The sequence below is a fragment of the Microbacterium sp. NPDC058345 genome, from assembly GCF_042723855.1.
Classification (GTDB): Bacteria; Actinomycetota; Actinomycetes; order Actinomycetales; family Microbacteriaceae; genus Microbacterium.
The window spans coordinates 373464-390024 of record NZ_JBHXIG010000001.1 but is presented as its reverse complement, the minus strand read 5'-3'; the positions used below and the strand labels follow the sequence as shown (position 1 = coordinate 390024).

The window sequence follows — 16561 nt, the reverse complement described above, 5'->3', positions numbered from 1 at the left end:
GGGGTGACGGATGCTGGACGAGACGGATGCCGCGCGACGGCGCGAGCTGCAGCGCCGCGCCTTCGCGCCCGGTGACGCGCTGACGGCGGCAGAGGTCGCCGAGCTGCGTGAGCTCGACGCGCGCCGCCACGCGCCGGCCGCGCCGCCGGACTCGCGGCGGCAGAGCGAGCCGCCGCATCCGGCGTACAACCCGGATCCGGTGTACAGCCCGGAACCGGAGGCGGAGCCCGCGCGGAAGGAAGCGGCTCTCGGACCGGCGCTCGAGCCGATCCCCGAGCCGGCCCTCGAACCGGCCAAGGAGCCGGCCCTCGAACCGACCATCACCCGGCAGACGGGCGACTCGCGCGGCGGACGTCGCGGCCGGTTGCTGCTGACCCTCGCCGTGGTGGCGGCCGCCCTCCTCGGCTTCGCCGGCGGCTGGCTGCTGCCGATCCGCCCGGCCGATGCGGCGCCGGCGATGACGGCCGAGCAGCGGGAGCAGTTCACCCAGATCGAGACATCCGGCGAGTACGACCCCGGGTCGGTGCGGTTCGCCGGTGCGAAGCACGGGGCGTCGGTCTGGTCGGCGACGCGCGACGATGGCGCCCGCGAGTGCATCGTGCTGCGCTTCGGCGAGAAGTCCGCAGGCGACTGCTACACGCGCGAGCAGATCGAGAGCTGGGGTGGCGGAGCGGGCGCGCAGATGCAGGTGTCGGTCGACGGCGAACTGGTGTACCTCACCGCATCCGTGCTTCAGGGCATCTCGGGCGAGCCGGTCACCGTCATCCAGCGGATGGCGTCCGACGGCAGCTGGCGGGACCGATTCTCCGAAGGCGAGGTGGTGCTGGCGGAGGTGCTCGTCGACGCCGGCGTCGACGCGAATCAGCTGCAGATCGTCGGCTACGACGACGACACCCCGGTGTGGCTGACCGCGGATGGCGACGCCTGCCTGCTGGTGGTCGACCCGGTGACCCACGACACCGCGCGCGGGTGCGGCGGGCTCGATGCGCAGGATCCCTTGGTGCTGGCCCTGCCCGAGGTCAGCTACAGCCTGCGGTGGCACTCGCCGCGCGGCCCGCTGCTGACGGTCATCCGCCAGGCGGCCTCGATCACCTGCGACGTCGACACGGGATACTGCGCCACGGTCGACGACACCACCGGTGAGATCGGCTGATCAGACCCGATCGGCGAGGATCGCCACCCTGCCCGCCGCGGTGCGGGCGAGGATCAGGGTCGCCTGGGCGGATCCGCGCAGGTTCAGCTTCTTGCGGAAGGCGGCGGGGTCGACGTCCATACCGCGCTTCTTGATCTCCAGCCGGCCGACGTCGTTCGCGCGCAGTGCGGCGTTGATCGTCTTCACATGCGCGGGCATCGTCTCACGCACCCGGAACGACTGCACGAACGGACTCGTCACGGCGTTGTCTCCGGTGAGGTACGCGATCTGCGGGTCGAGCATCCCGGCATCCAGCATCCGCCCCGCCTCGCCGATCAACCGGGCGCGAATCACCGCGCCGTCGGGTTCGTGCAGGAACGCACCCAGTTCACGCACCGGCGCATCTTCGGCATCCGCCGGCGCCGTCAGCTCGTGGGAATCGCCGTCGCGCATCACCAGTGCCGCGCGCCGCACGCCCTCGCGCGCCAGCGCCCCGCTCCACAGCACGAGTTCGACGACGCTGCCGTCGACGCTCACCCACTGCGCCTCGACGTCGCCGGGGATCAGGTCGCGATCCAGTCCCGGTCCCAGCTTGATGCCCGCAGGGTGCCGGCGGGCGGCCTCGAAGCTCCAGTCCAGAGACGGCGACCAGTCGGATGCCGCGGTGCGGCGCGTCTCGCTGTGCCCGGCGGTGCGCCGGGCCGGGTCGAGCCAGATCGCATGGGTGTCGCCGCGGTGCACGGGAAGGGAGTCCTCCGCCCGCCCCTGTCGCACGGATGCGCTGTCGCCGAACGGCGCCAGGTTGTAGGCGGCGATCGCGGCCGTCACCTCATCGGCGTCGACAGCCTCTACCTCGAGCCCCGCGCCGGCGAAGGCCAGGCTGTCGCCAGCGATGCCGCAGCCCAGGTCTGAGACGGCGGTCATCCCGGCCTGCCGCATCCGCACGGCGTGCAGTGTGGCGACGCTCAGCCGGGTGGCCTGTTCGAGACCGGCGCGGGTGAACAGCATCCGCTGCGCGAAGTCGCCGAACTTGGCTTCGGCCCGCGCTCTCAGGCTCGCCTGTCCGACCACGGCCGAGACGAGGTCGGGCGAATGGCCGGCGGCGCGCAGCCGGGACACGGTGCGAGCGACCTCGGCGGGGGATGCGACGGTTCCGACCTCGTCGAGCAGCGCCAGACCCTCACGGGTGAGCAGCGCGGCGAGCTCGGAGATCTCCATCGCACCAGCCTATGCGCGGGTTCGGCGGCATCCGATGCGCTGGGGAGGCGCGATTCGCCGCATCCGCCTTCGCGAGGCGACCAGCGGCGCCACCCGAGCGCCGCCACGCGCGGAGCTGGCACTCGCATTGCGTGAGTGCCAGCGGTCGGCATAGACTGGAGTTAGCACCCTCGGCATGAGAGTGCTAACCAGTCTTCTGATCTCCGTCAAGAAAGAAGAGGTACACCGTGTCGGTTTCCATCAAGCCGCTCGAGGACCGCATCGTCATCCAGCAGGTCGAGGCCGAGCAGACCACCGCCAGCGGTCTGGTCATCCCGGACACCGCGAAGGAGAAGCCCCAGGAGGGCGAGGTCGTGGCCGTGGGCCCCGGCCGCATCGACGACAACGGCAACCGCGTTCCGCTCGACGTCGCCGTCGGCGACCGCGTGCTCTACAGCAAGTACGGCGGCACCGAGGTGAAGTTCGGCGCCGAGGAGTACCTCGTGCTGTCGGCTCGCGACGTCCTCGCGGTCGTCGTCCGCTGACGCTCTGACGCCAGGTCCTCGAAGGGTCCGGATGCTGCGGCATCCGGGCCCTTCGTCGTGTCGCCCCCTATCGGATTCCAGCCCCCACCCCCAGAACCCCCCGACCGGCCCCGCAACCCTCGGGGTGCCCCCCGATGCCGGCGGGGACGGCAGGAAGCACACTCGTCTTAGGCGCCACTCGGCACTCATGACGAAGGGAAACGGATCATGGCTCTTGACGACAACGTCAATGTCCTCGGTGCTCAGTGGAATCTGGGGATCGCGAACTCGGGCAACGACAGCTCGGACAACTCGGACAACTCCGACAACTCGGACAACTCCGACAACTCGGACAACTCCGACAACTCGATGACGGACAACTCCGACAACTCGGACAACTCCGACAACTCGGACAACTCCGACAACTCGGACAACTCCGACAACTCGGACAACTCGGACAACTCCGACAACTCGGACAACTCCGACAACTCCGACAACTCGGACAACTCCGACAACTCGGACAACTCCGACAACTCGGACAACTCCGACAACTCGACGAACGACTCGTACAACGACAACTCCGACAACTCGGACAACTCCACCAACGACTCGAACAACGACAACTCGGACAACTCCGACCACTCCTGGCGGGACAACTCCGACCACTCGGTGACCGACTCGTACAACACGTTGTACGACAACTCGGTGACCACCGGCGTGCGTCAGTACAACTCCGGGTTCGGCGACATGAACCTCGGCTCGGGCGGCGGTGGCATGGCGGCCATGGCCGGCGCAGGCACCTTCCACATCGACGCGCGCACCACGCTGAACGATCAGTCGGTGAACCAGACCATCTCCACCGGGTCCTCCTCCGGGTCGAACGGCGGGGACGGGTCGGGTGGCGCCGTGACGGGCGGAGACGTGACCCAGGGCTTCGCCCAGAGCAGCAACATCGCCTCGGGAGACAGCTCCATCGCTGCCGGTCGCGACGTCTCGATCGACAACACCTCGACGACCGTCACGGTCGGAGACGTCTCCATCGGAAACACCTGGAACACTGACTCGTTCAACGAGGACTTCTCGGACAACTGGTCGATCAACGACTCGTTCCAGGACAACTCGGACAACTCCGACAACTCGGACAACTCCGACAACTCGATGACCGACTACTCGGACAACTGGTCGGTGAACGACTCCTTCCAGGACAACTCGATGACGGACAACTCGGACAACTGGTCGGTGGATGACTCCTTCCAGGACAACTCGAGCAACCCCGACCTCGATGTCGACGTCGACAACTCCAACGTCGGCAGCCCCTTCGGGGACGCCAACGAGCTCGACTTCTGAGCCGCTGAGAAGTCGCTGACCCGCCCGGTCGTCCGCCTCTGGTGGACGACCGGGCGCACCACTAGACTCCTGAGCACCTCTGGGAGGTGACGCGATGTCCGAGGACTGGGAAACCCGACCGGGCGGTGACGAGCTCGATCCTGCGATCTGGGGAGACGCGGGGCTCATCGACCCGTTCACCACCGACGCGTTCACTCAGGAGATCGCCGACATCGATGAATCGGACTGGAACCTGGACGTGGATGCGATCTGGGGAGGCGATGTCCAGGCGAACGATGCATCGCCCGGCGACCTGCCCAGCGGCCCTGAGTTGTTCGGCTGATCCGGTCCGAGACGGAAGAAGGGGATCCGTGCAGGAACATCGCACCACGGGGGAGGCGAAGATCGTCGACGTCATTCATGACGTCGGCGATCTCGCCGCGTCCGCCGGCAGGAACGACCTGGCCACTCGCCTCGCCTCCACTCGGGAGAGGCTGATCGACCCCGCGGTGCGGGTGATCGTCGTCGGGGAGTTCAAGCAGGGCAAGAGCAAGCTCATCAACGCGCTCGTCAACGCGCCGGCGTGCCCCGTCGACGACGACGTGGCGACGAGCGTCGCCACCACCGTCGGCTATGCCGAGCAGCCCTCCGCCTGGGTGCTGGAGCGGGTTCCCGGTGCCGCCGAACCGCAGCGGCGCCAGATCCCCCTCGAGAACCTGGCCGACTACGTCTCCGAGCGCGGCAACCCCGGTAACGAGCGCGGCATCCTCTCCGCCGAGGTGCTGCTGCCTCGGGAGATCCTCCGCGGCGGACTGAAGCTCATCGATTCGCCCGGCGTCGGCGGGCTGGAGTCGTCGAACTCGCTGGCCACGCTGGCCGCGCTCTCCTCGGCGCACGCGGTGCTGCTGGTCTCGGATGCGTCCCAGGAGTACACGGAGCCCGAGGTGCAGTTCCTGCGGCACGCGATGCGCATCTCGCCGAACGTCGCCGCCGTGCTCGCCAAGACCGATCTCTATCCCGAATGGCGTCGCATCGAGGAGATCGACCGCGCCCACCTCGGCGACGCCGACGATGTGCCCATCTTCTCGGTGTCGAGTGACCTGCGCCTGCTCGCCGCGGAAGTGCAGGACCGCACCCTCAACGACGAGTCCGGCTTTCCGGCGCTCGTCGCGCACCTGCGCCGCGAGGTGCTGGGCCGCGCGGAGATCATCCATGAACGCGGTGCCGTGCACGAACTGACCTCCGTCGTCGACCAGCTGGAGATGTCGCTGCGCGCCGAACTGAACGCACTGCTGAACCCGTCGGACACGCCGCGCATGATCGCGGAGCTCGAGGCGGCCAAGGCCAAGGCGGATGAGTTCCGCGGACGCTCCGCGCGGTGGCAGGTCACCCTCACCGACGGCATCGCGGATCTCGTCGCCGACATGGAGTACGACGTGCGTGACCGGCTCCGCAAGGTGCAGCGCGAAGCCGAACGGGCGATCGACGACGGCGACCCGGGGCCGATCTGGGATCAGTTCCGGGAGTGGCTGGACCAGCGCGTCACCGCGGCCGTCTCAGAGACCTTCGTGTGGACCGACGAACGCTCGCGCTGGCTGTCGGAGGAGGTGGCCGACCTGTTCAGCCAGGACGAGTCGGAGATCCCAGTCGTCGACGTCTCGGACATCCGCGGCGTGCTCGATCCGATCGACGAGATCGCCGGCCTGGACGACGGTCAGCTCGGCGCCGCCGAGAAGATCTACATCGGAGTGCGCGGGTCGTACGGAGGCGTGCTCATGGTGGGTCTCGCGACCGGGCTGATCGGCCTGGCGCTGGTCAACCCGCTCTCGCTGCTGGCGGGCGTGCTGGTGGGACGCCGGGCCTACCGCGAGGACATGGGCAACAGGCTGAACCGCCGCCAGCAGGAGGCGAAGATCATCGTGCGACGCTACATCGACGAGGTCACCTTCCAGGTCGGCAAGCAGCTCAAGGACCGGCTCCGCGTGGTGCAGCGCTCCGCAAGAGACCACTTCGGCTCGCTCGCCGAGGAGCTGCACAGCTCACTGTCCGAGGCGCTGCAGCGTGCCAGGCAGGCGGCGACCGGTTTCACCGCCACACGCGACCAGCGCGTCGTCGTGCTGAAGCAGAGGATCGACGAGCTCGAACGGGTGCGCCGGGCGATTCCGCCGCTGCCGCCCGCGCCGTCGCGCACCCTCGGCGCGGGAGCACCGCCGGTGCCCGCGATCGGCGAGCGGGCGGTTCGCTGATGTCGGTGCTCTCCGACACCGAGGATCTGCTGCGCACGACCCGCACCGTGTACGCCGACGATCGAGAGGCGATCGCCCTGATCGATCAGCTCGACGTGCGCCTGCATGAGCCCCTCCGGCTCGCTATCGCAGGAATGGTGAAGGCGGGCAAGTCGACGCTGCTGAATGCGCTGCTCGGCGAGCGGATCGCCGCGACGGACACTGCCGAGTGCACCCGCATCGTCACCTGGTACCGCTACTCGCCGACGCCGCGCATCACCATGCATCTGCGCGACGGTGGCGTGGCACGGATGCCGATCCGGCGCGACACCGGGCTGCTCGTGTTCGACCTCGGCGGGCGCACGGCCGAGGAGATCGAGTGGATCGACGTGGAATGGCCGCTGGACGGGCTGTCGTCGCTCATCCTCATCGACACCCCGGGGATCGCGTCGATCTCGGCCGACACCTCGGCCGCCACGACGCGGTTCCTCACCCCGGAGGACGCGCCGTCCTCGGCGGACGCCGTGGTGTACCTGATGCGTCATCTGCACGGGTCGGATGTGAAATTCCTCGAGGCGTTCCGCGACACCGCCGCCGGCGTCGCGCAGAGCATCTGCGCTGTCGCGGTGCTCTCCCGATCCGACGAGGTCGGCTCCGGGCGCATCGACTCGCTGCTCTCCGCCCGGCGGGTGGCGCAGCGCTACGAACGCGACGGGGATCTGGCGACGCTGGCCCTGGGCGTCGTGCCGGTCGCCGGACTGCTCGCCGAGGGCGCGCGCACCCTGCGCGAGAGCGAGTACATCGCGTTCCGTGAGCTGGCGGGGATCGAGCGCGCGGAACGGGAGAGGCTTCTGGTCTCGGCCGACCGGTTCACCCGGGACAGCGCCGTCACCGGTCTCAGCGTCGCCGTCCGTGAGGCACTGCTCGCCCGGTTCGGCATCTTCGGCGTGCGTCTGGCGACCGCGCTCATCCGCGACGGCGTGGCGAGCTCCTCGGAGCTGTCCGAAGCGCTGGTGCAGCAGAGCGGGCTGATCCAGCTGCAGGAGTTCGTGCAGGCCCAGTTCCAGCCGCGCGCCGAGATCCTGAAGGCGCGCGGTGTCGTGCTGCAGGTGCAGCGGCTGCTGCGCGACCGTCCGCGGGACGGGACCGACCGCATCCGTGCCGGCATCGAGCGCTTCGCCGCATCCGCCCACATGCTCCGTGAGCTGTCGCTGCTCGCCGAGGCGCGCGCGCACGGGCTTCCGGTCGCCGCGGATGATGCCGTCGACGCCGCGCGGATCCTCGGCGCGTCGGGCATCGAGCCGACCGCCCGGCTGGGCCTTCCGGCCGCTGCCGCCGGCAGCGACGTGGCCGAACGGGTGACCACCGAGATCGATCGCTGGCGTGCGCTCAGCGCATCGCCGGTCGCGGAGCGGGCGGCTCTCGCCGTCTATCAGGCGGTGCTGCGCAGCCTCGCCGAGATCGCCTCAGAAGTCGGAGCCACCCGACCCCTGCGGTCCGCGCCGCACGTCGAAGCGCCGGGCGGACCAGGCGATGGCCTTGGGCAGGATGCTGCAGAGCAGGGCGAGGAGCACCAGCCCGGCCTGCACAGCAAGAAGCGGCTGCAGTGGCGCGCCGCTCGCGCCCAGCGCCACCCATTCCGGTGAGAGCACGACCAGCACCGCGAGGATGCCGAGGGTGAGCAGCTGCCACCACCGGATCTGAGGTCGCCTGCCCATGAACGACACGAGCAGCGCGATCTGGATGAACAGCACCGCCACCACGGTCGCGAACACGACCCAGAAGACGATGTCCGCCGCCGATTCGTACACCTCGTCGCTGCGCCCCTCGGCCACCGTCTTCGCGACGTCGGTGATCAGTGGCAGCAGCTCCTGACGGATCACGAACAGGTACACCGTCGTGAAGCCGCCGACCGCGAAGCTGACGATCCACAGGAACTGGGCCATGCGGATCGAGAACGGAGGAGTCGCCTTCACCAGCACCGGAGCTGCGTTCGGGTTCACCAGCGGCGGCCGTGCGGGCAGCTCGCGTGCGCCGTACGGTGGAACCGACCCGCCGGTCCCATCAGATGAGGGGGGCGGGACCGGCGGGTGCGTGTGGCGCGGCGTGTCAGTCATCCTCGAGCGGCACGTCGAGCGGCTGGTCGTCCATGGCGGCGCTCGACGCGTCGGCCTCGTACGAATCGCCTCCGCCCGAGGTCATGTCGCCCTCGAGCAGATCGGCGGGCTCCGGGACATCGGCGGGTGCCGGGGGAGCCGAGGCCGGCGCGGGCTGAGCGGCCCCCGCCGCCGTGTCGACCACCTGGTCGAGAGCGGCGGTCGCCGTGTCGGCGGCCTCTGCGGGCGTCTCGTCCGAGACGGCATCGCCGGCCCCTTCGGTGGCATCCGCCGTCTGACCGTCTGTCTCGGCGTCGTCGGCGGACTCGATCTCGTCGGTGTCCTCGCCGTCCTGGTTGAAGCTGCCGTCGCCGGTCTGGTTGAAGCTGCCGTCGTTGGTCTCGTTGCCGATCGCGACGTCGCCGATCGTGACATCCACATCGGAGTCCACCACCGCGGCATCGTCGCCTGCGGCGAGCGAGCCGTCGCCGGACGCGACGACGGCGTCCTGGTCGAAGAGCTGGGTGACGTCCCCGCCCTCCGTCCAGATGTTCTGATTGACGGACTGGTCGAGGATCGTCGAACGGGCATCCACGGTGGTGTACTGCTGGATCATCCGGACGATCTCCCTGACGGCACCGTCGTCGCCGTCGTCGCCGGGAGGGGGCGGCGGCGGGTTGTCGTGACGCACCACCGTCGGGTGGTCCACGAGGACGGGTCTGATCGACGCGACGTCGGCCATGCACACGCCCTCCAAGCCGTTGGCGGCGAGCATGCCCTGCGGTGCGGAGGCGAAATCCTCCGCGGCATCGGGATCCCTCAGGAGACTCAGAATGAACGCGATCAGCGCATCCGCGATGGTCTCAACCGGTGATGTCATCAGAAGTCCCCTTCAACTCCTCGGTAACCCGGCGACACTGCCCCAGCAGCCGGGAGAACCGCTGTATCGGATCGTAACCGCGACGCTCGCGCGAGGGCATCGGGGGATTGCCCGATACCGCATAGGGGGTTCACGGGGATTCCTCCGGACCCCCCGTGCTCACCCCGTTCTCACCGAGCAGAAGCCGAAGCCGGGCGAGCACCTCGGAGCGCGAGGTGGCACCGAGGCGGCGCCGGATGTGCGCGATGTGATGCTCCGCCGTGCGCGGTGAGATGAAGATCGACTGGCCGATCTCGGCGTACGTCTTGCCCTGCAGCACGAGGCGCGCCACCTCGATCTCACGCTCGCTGAGCACCTCCTGCGGCGGTGCCTGGGTCGCGTGCTGCACGTCCTCGTCGGTGGCGGGAGCCGGCCGGCGCGTACCGTCATTGGGGTGCAGCTCGCGGGCGCAGGCGAGAAGCTGAGCAGCCACCCGCCGGTCGTCCGTGCGGGCGGCGCCGTGACCGGCCAGCCGCGCGGCATCCCACATCAGGCCGACGGTGGCGAGACCGGCGGCCGCGCCCATGATGGCGTCAGCGTCGACCGACCCGGCCAGCACATCGGTCCACACGCGCCCGGCTTTCGCCATCATGGCGGCGACGCGGCTGCGCGGAGCGATGGCGACGAGCGCCTTCGCGTGCGGGGCGAGCCGGTCGGGCCGGCTCAGCAGGATGCCCTGCTGGATGCCCGCCCAGTGCATGTGCGCCGCCCAGACCGGAGGGTCTCCGAGGGCCTCGACGATCTCGAGAGCGCGGGTGAGATGCGTCTCGACGCGCGCCGCGTCGCCGACCCGGGTCGCGGCGCTGATCAGCTCGGTCAGCGGATGCAGCAGATACAGATCGATCTCCGCGCGCAGCAGGCATCCGCGCGCCTCACGCCAGGCGGATTCCAGTCCGGAGGCGTCCTCATAGCGTCGAGCGATCGCCACCCGGACCGCATGCATCAGCAGCTCGTCCCGTACGGGCAGTGCCGGCGACGTGGTGGCCGATGCGCGTCGAAGCAGGTCCCGCGCCTCGATCGGATGGGCGCGCTGCACGGCGATCCATGCCCGCCACAGCAGCAGGCGCCTGGCCGCCCATGAGCCGCGGTGCTCGCGCGCGATCGCATCGTCGAGAACGGACTGCGCTGTGGCCAGCCGACCGAGGTTCAGCGCCACGATCGCGGCGATGACCGCCGGCAGCTCGCACAGCGCCTCGTCGTGCCGCGCGCCCGCGTACATCTCGCACGAGCGCACCAGCAGGGGCAGCGACGCCTCCCCGTTCTCGGAGCCGTTGACGGTCGTCTCGAGGCCGCTGCGCAGCAGGGCCATCGACACCCCGAGCGGAGAGGGGAGCCGGTCCGCCGGCGGCGGCGCGGCCGGCGGCGTCACCGCACCCACTCCGAACGCCGCGATCGTGGCATTCGCGAGCGCTGTCGCGTCCCGCGGGGGGACGAGCCGGTAGACCTCGTCGGCCTGGGTCATCATCGCCCTGGCCGACCACATCGCGGCGGACACGGCGGTCGTCGTGGCGTCGACGACGCCCGGCGCCGTCGCGATCGTCTCCTCGACGAGCGCGGTCGCCCGATCGAGATCGCCGGCCGACCAGGTGGCGTACGCCCGGCGTGCCGACACGGCATCCGCGTCCGCACCGCACTCGATCGAGGCGTCGTAGAGCTCGGCGGCGCGAGCGGGCTGCGCGGACAGCAGGCGATCGGCGTGAGCGATCAGAGCGTCGGCGACCCGAGGATCACGGAGCGGGCGCAGTCCCTCGCGATGCTCCAGCGCCCGCGGGAATCGCGTGAAGAGCTCCACGAGCCGTCGAGCGGGCAGGCTCTGGCGCACGGCCAGCCGCACGATCGGCGCGGTGTCGCCGCCGCGCAGCAGCAGGCCCTGCGCGTAGCCCTGCAGAACCCAGGCGTCGTCTGCGGAGCCCATGACCACATGCGCATCCGGCGGTGCCGCCACGCACGCCTCCTCGACCGCGCGACGGAGGTCGTCATCGACCATGTCGAGGCGATGGACGATCAGCTCGGCGAGAGACCGGTCCAGCTCGGTGTGCGCGCCGTCGTGCGCGCAGTCACGCGCGTCATGGTGCTGCACCGCCGCCGCGACAAGCCAGGCGATCCCTCGCGTGGCGCCCAGGATGTGGTCGAGGCAGGTGTCGTGCAGCGTCAGCTCGTGACGGGCGAGGTGGTCGAGCAGGTCGGAGCGCGAGATGTGCCCGAGGACGATCGCGGGAACGTGATCCTCGAGTCGACGTGCGATCTCGCGGACGGCGGGCCGTGCCGGCCACGGCCGTCGGGCGATGATCAGGGATGCCGACGGATCCTCGGTGCGTCGGCTGAGGTGGCGCAGGTGGGTGTCGGGCAGCAGGTGCAGGTCGTCGACCAGCAGCACCTGCTCGTGCGGGATGTCCTCGAGGTCGACGGTGTCGGCGCGCACGAGGCGTGCGTCGCGCGCCCGGCTGCGGAACATCTGGTGCAGGTGCTGCAGACTCGCCGACTTGCCCGACCCGGCGGTGCCGACCAGGGCGGCACGCGGTGCGCGTTCATCGATGGCCGCCAGGGCCGGGCGCATCTGCCGCTCCCAGGCGAGCGGGATGTTCGTCGGGCGCTCGGTGAGCGCGGCGGGGGAGGTGGGCATGGTGACGGTCCGCCCTGGTCACAGAGTGCCGTCGCCGACCGGTTCAGGTTCCAATGGCGGGTCCGGTGCCGGTTCCGGCGCCTGCGTCGGCTCCGGGGCGGGTTCTGTCGTCGGCTCCGGCGCGGGTTCTGGCGTCGGCTCGGGTGCCGGGTCCGTCGTCGGCTCGGGCACGGGGCCCTGGGTCGGCTCCGGCGTCGGATCGGTCGTCGGCTCGGGGGTCGGCGTCGGATCGGGCGTCGGGTCGGTGGTGGGCTCCGGCGTCGGGTCGGTGGTGGGTTCCGGCGTCGGTGTCGGCGTCGGGTCGGTCGTCGGTGTGGGATCGGATGCCGGCTGGGGCGGATCCGCCTTCGACGGCGCGGGGGCGGCCGGGGCCGGCGTGGTGCCCGGCGTGGAGCCGGTTCCGAGGTCCTGGTCGGGCGCTTGGACCGTCCGGCCGCCGCCCCGGCCACTCCGCGGTGCCGTCGACTCCGAGGAGCCGGGTCGCTGCGGCGTGCGAGGCGACGACTCGGCGTCGTCGCGGTCCGGTTCGGCCCCGGCCCCAGGGTCGGACGTCGGCCGATCCGGGGACGTCGCCTCGCCGACCGTGTACTCCGAGGCGTGGCGCGACAGCGACAGCAGACCCGGTGACGACACCTCCCCATCGCCGGAGGCCCCGACCGCCGTGTCCCTGCCCAACGGCGTCGTCGACGCGAACACGATCCCCGCCGCGACGAGGATCGCGCTGGCCGCCAGCGCGGCCGCGGCGCTGTAGGGGATGCTGTTCCTGGCGCCGGTGAGTCTCAGCACCAGCGGTCCGATCCGGCGCGAGAGCGCGGGGGCGGCCGTGCGCTGCGGCACGTGCTCGATCTCGGTCCGCGCGGGCGCCGGCTCGATGGCCGTCCGGGCCTCGGACAGCTGCGCCCACGCGGCCTTCGCCGCGCTGACGGCGGCGGCCGACTGCGGCGCCTCGGGCACCGTGAGCGGGCGATCCAGCCGATCGGAGAGCAGCTGTGCGATCAGCGGGATGCGCGCGGAGCCGCCGACGACGATGATCTCGTCCACGTCGGAGGCGTCCAGCTGCGCGGCGTCCAGCGTCTGTTCGAGCGCATCGATGGTTCGGGTGATCGCCGGGGCGGTCATCGCCTCCAGCTCGGATCGCGTGACGCGCACGCTCGACGTGCTTCCGCGAAGCTCGACCGGCACCGACGCGTCGGATCGGAACGACAGCGCCTCCTTCGCAGCGGTGACCGCGCGACGGGTCCGCAGAAGCTCCGCACGTGAGCCGTCCGGCCGCGCATCGCCCGATTCCGGGGACCCGGTCAGCGCCAGCACGTGGCGCAGCAGCGCGGCGTCCACATCGGAGCCGCCGACGTCGACAGCCTGCGGCTCGTGCAGCATCCGGCCGCCGCGCAGCGCCGTGACCTCGAAGATGCTGCCGCCCAGGTCGTAGACCGCCACGGTGTGGCCGCGGGCCGCCGATGAGGCGTACTGCTGGGCGATGACGACCGCGGAGGGCATCAGCACGACCCGGTCGAGGCCGAGCTCCGCCAGGCGGGCGCGCACTGCACCGGCCCGGTGGCCCGACCAGCCGGTCGGATGCGCGATCGCCACCATTCCCGGCGCGGCGCCTCGCTCGGTGGCGGCCGCCGAGACGATCCAGAGCACCATCCGGGCGAACAGGTCTTCGGCGCTGACGGCGAACCCGCCCACCACGATCGGCACGTGGTCGCCGACGGCGCCGGTGAATTCGCGCACCAGCCGTTCGGGGCGCTCGAGCCCCAGCTGCACCGCCTCCTCGCCGAAGCGCACGTCACCCTCATCGGTGACGAACGCGAGCGCGGCGATATCGCCCCACTCGCGTCCTACCGCAAGCGGAAAGATCTCAACCCCATCTCGCGCCCCAGCACCGGCAATGACCGTCGTGATGTTGGTCATGCCTGCGTCGAGCGCGAGTACAAACGACTCGCCCATGACATCCGCCGTCTTCCCCAGTACCCAGTTCTCGGATGGGGCAACTATAGGCCTTAACCGATGACAGCGGAAGAGCCGTCTACCCGTGTAGCACCGTTGTGCCCCGCTGCGACCCTGAGGCCGTGCAGCGCGCGTTAGGGTTCTGTGAGTGACCTCTGATCCTGTCGTGCACGACGGCCGCGCGTCGAGCGCCTCGGGCGCATCGCGCAGCGGAATCGCGTACACGGTCGGCGCGTACCTCATCTGGGGCGTGCTGCCGCTGTACTTCATCGCTCTGGCGCCGACGGGGCCGTGGGAGGTCGTTGCCTGGCGGGTGCTGCTGTCGTTCGTGTTCTGCCTGCTCCTGCTCACGGTGATGCGCGGCTGGCCGGCGTTCCTCGCGATCGTGCGGCAGCCGCGCCTGCTGGGCTGGACGGCGCTGGCGGGGCTGCTGATCTACATCAACTGGCAGGTCTTCCTGCTGGGCACCCTCGATGACAAGGTGATCGAGACCAGCCTCGGCTACTTCATCAATCCGATCTTCACCGTGCTGCTCGGCGTCTTCGTGCTGCGCGAGCGGATCCGACGCCTGCAGTGGGCGGCGATCGGCATCGCGGCCGTCGCCGTCGTCGTCATCATCGTCGCCTACGGCTCGTTCCCCTGGGTGGCCCTGTCGCTGACCGCGTCGTTCGGCATGTACGGGCTGGTGAAGAAGAAGATCGGCCCGGCGGTGGATGCGGTGAGCGGTCTCACCCTCGAGTCGTTCTGGCTCATTCCCATCGCCGTGGTCACCCTGATCGTGGTCGGTCAGACCGACCGGATCACGTTCGGCGCGGAGGGCGCGTGGCACACCGCCCTCGTCGCGTTCGCCGGCATCGCCACCGCCGTGCCGCTGCTGCTGTTCGCCGCCGGCACCCGCCGGGTCGATCTCAGCCTGGTGGGGATGATCCAGTTCATCACCCCCGTGATGCAGTTCGTCGTCGGCTGGGCGCTGCTCGGCGAGCCCATGCCGCCGGAGCGCTGGGCCGGCTTCATCATCGTCTGGATCGCGATCGCCGTGTTCATCGTCGACCTGGTGCTCGCCGCTCGTCGCGGTCGGCGTGAGAGGCCGATCGTCCTCGTCTGAGAGACCGCACGCACTGTTCTGATCGCGGTGATGCGGCCCCTCGCTCGAGCGCCGGCGAACCCGCGGATCGTTAGGCGACCGAGACAGAAGCGCCGCATCCGATCGCATAGGGTGAAAGCACCCGACCGTGGTGAAACACGTTCAGTTAAGCAAGGGAGCAACATGAACGCATTGAAGGGCTCGCGCACAGCGAGGGTCTTCGCGGCGGCTGCGATGATCAGCGCCTCCGCACTCGTGATCGCCGGCTGCAGCAGCACGCCCGCGGAATCGCCCAGCGAGGGCTCCGAGCAGCCTCGCGAGGCGGTCGACCTCACTCTCAAGCTCGGATCGCTGCTGCCGGCGACCGGCACGCTCGCGTTCCTCGGAGCCCCGATGGAAGCCGGTGTGCAGCTGGCCGTCTCGCAGGTCAACGACGCCGCCGCAGGCGTCACCATCGATCTCACCACCGCCGACGAGGGCGACCTCGATAACAAGGCCTACGAGACCTCGATCGCCAAGCTGCAGAGCGAGGACATCACCGCGATGATCGGTGCGGCCTCGTCGAGCGTCACCAAGCTGATCCTCGACGGCAACGTCGGTGCCGGCATCGTCACCGTCTCGCCGTCGAACACCTCAGCCGAGTTCACCGGGCTCGACCCGCTGTACTTCCGCACCGCGCCCAGCGACAACCTGCAGGGTGAGGTGCTGGGCAATCAGATCGCCGAGGACGGCAACACGACGCTGGGGATCATCTACCAGAACGACCCCTACGGCAAGGGCCTGTTCCAGTCGATCAAGGACACCTTCGAGGGCGCCGGCGGCGAGGTCGTCGAGGAGGCCTCGTACAACCAGGGCGACGGCCAGTTCAACGCCCAGGTGCAGACCATCGCCGCTGCGAAGCCGGATGCGGTCGCGATCGTGTCGTACGACCAGTTCGCCACCATCGCCCCGCTGCTCGGCAACGCCGGCATCGACACCGGCAAGCTGTACCTCGTCGACGGCAACCTGAAGGACTGGCCCGACCTGTCGGCCGACCTGACCGGTTCGAAGGGCACTCGCGCCGGCGCCGAGCTGCCCGACGACTTCATCGACCAGCTCAACGAGATCTGGACGGCTGAGGGCAACGAGCCGATCGACGCCGTCACCTACTCGGCCGAGGCGTATGACGCGGTCATCCTCATCGCGCTGGCGGCCCTGAAGGCCCAGTCGGTCGAGGGCGCGGACATCGCGTCCGAGATGCGCTCGGTCTCGGGCGGTGAGGGTGAAGGCGAGAAGTGCTCCACCTTCGCCGAGTGCGCCGAGATCATCAACGGCGGAGGCGAGGCCGACTACGACGGACTCTCCGGCGAGGTCACCTTCAACGAGGACAACGACCCCGAGGGCGCGGCCATCGGCGTGTACGAGTACGGCGAGGGCAACACCCACACCCGCATCAAGTAAGACGCGATGAAGACCCCGGATGCTGCGGCATCCGGGGTCTTCTGC

General features: G+C 70.1%; 12 protein-coding genes. 8 read left to right on the top strand and 4 right to left on the bottom strand.

The window, feature by feature from the left end:
• Positions 1-10: 10 nt before the first annotated feature.
• Positions 11-1153 carry a hypothetical protein gene (locus ACFWH5_RS01975; RefSeq protein WP_378831170.1) on the top strand — a complete coding sequence of 381 codons (1143 nt, stop codon included), beginning with the start codon at positions 11-13 and terminating at the stop codon, positions 1151-1153.
• Here ACFWH5_RS01975 and ACFWH5_RS01970 read toward each other — a convergent pair whose 3' ends face one another.
• Positions 1154-2350 (bottom strand): SAM-dependent methyltransferase, encoded by a 1197-nt coding sequence (locus tag ACFWH5_RS01970; RefSeq protein ID WP_378831168.1) that lies wholly within the window; start codon positions 2348-2350, stop codon positions 1154-1156.
• 227 nt (positions 2351-2577) lie between these two features.
• On the opposite strand from ACFWH5_RS01970, the gene groES reads away from it, so the two are divergent.
• From groES to ACFWH5_RS01945, 5 genes are all read left to right on the top strand, one after another.
• Positions 2578-2874 carry a co-chaperone GroES gene (gene groES, locus ACFWH5_RS01965; RefSeq protein WP_378831166.1) on the top strand — a complete coding sequence of 99 codons (297 nt, stop codon included), beginning with the start codon at positions 2578-2580 and terminating at the stop codon, positions 2872-2874.
• A gap of 207 nt (positions 2875-3081) precedes the next feature.
• Positions 3082-4200 (top strand): hypothetical protein, encoded by a 1119-nt coding sequence (locus ACFWH5_RS01960; protein WP_378831163.1) that lies wholly within the window; start codon positions 3082-3084, stop codon positions 4198-4200.
• A 94-nt stretch (positions 4201-4294) separates the two neighbouring features.
• Positions 4295-4522 carry a hypothetical protein gene (locus ACFWH5_RS01955; protein ID WP_378831162.1) on the top strand — a complete coding sequence of 76 codons (228 nt, stop codon included), beginning with the start codon at positions 4295-4297 and terminating at the stop codon, positions 4520-4522.
• A gap of 28 nt (positions 4523-4550) precedes the next feature.
• Positions 4551-6425 (top strand): dynamin family protein, encoded by a 1875-nt coding sequence (locus ACFWH5_RS01950; RefSeq protein ID WP_378831159.1) that lies wholly within the window; start codon positions 4551-4553, stop codon positions 6423-6425.
• Positions 6425-8050, top strand: coding sequence for a dynamin family protein (locus tag ACFWH5_RS01945; protein WP_378831157.1), 1626 nt, complete (start codon positions 6425-6427; stop codon positions 8048-8050). The genes ACFWH5_RS01950 and ACFWH5_RS01945 overlap by 1 nt, the downstream gene beginning before the upstream one ends.
• Before the next feature lie 463 nt (positions 8051-8513).
• Here the strand turns inward: ACFWH5_RS01945 and ACFWH5_RS01940 are convergent, their stop codons facing one another.
• The 3 genes from ACFWH5_RS01940 to ACFWH5_RS01930 all read right to left on the bottom strand — a co-directional run bounded on the left by ACFWH5_RS01940 (position 8514) and on the right by ACFWH5_RS01930 (position 13992).
• A complete protein-coding gene (locus ACFWH5_RS01940) occupies positions 8514-9380 on the bottom strand; it encodes an IniB N-terminal domain-containing protein (protein WP_378831155.1) in 867 nt (288 codons plus the stop codon).
• Between the two features lie 130 nt (positions 9381-9510).
• Entirely contained in the window at positions 9511-12042 is a 2532-nt protein-coding gene (locus tag ACFWH5_RS01935; protein WP_378831153.1) for a LuxR C-terminal-related transcriptional regulator, read from the bottom strand.
• Between the two features lie 18 nt (positions 12043-12060).
• Positions 12061-13992, bottom strand: coding sequence for an Hsp70 family protein (locus ACFWH5_RS01930; RefSeq protein ID WP_378831151.1), 1932 nt, complete (start codon positions 13990-13992; stop codon positions 12061-12063).
• 148 nt (positions 13993-14140) lie between these two features.
• On the opposite strand from ACFWH5_RS01930, the gene rarD reads away from it, so the two are divergent.
• Together rarD and ACFWH5_RS01920 are read left to right on the top strand one after the other, a co-directional pair.
• Complete coding sequence (gene rarD, locus ACFWH5_RS01925; RefSeq protein ID WP_378831148.1) at positions 14141-15097, top strand: EamA family transporter RarD; 957 nt, start codon at positions 14141-14143, stop codon at positions 15095-15097.
• A gap of 162 nt (positions 15098-15259) precedes the next feature.
• Positions 15260-16516: an ABC transporter substrate-binding protein gene (locus tag ACFWH5_RS01920; RefSeq protein ID WP_378831146.1), complete on the top strand. Its 1257-nt coding sequence runs from the start codon at positions 15260-15262 to the stop codon at positions 16514-16516.
• The last annotated feature ends 45 nt before the right edge of the window (positions 16517-16561 follow it).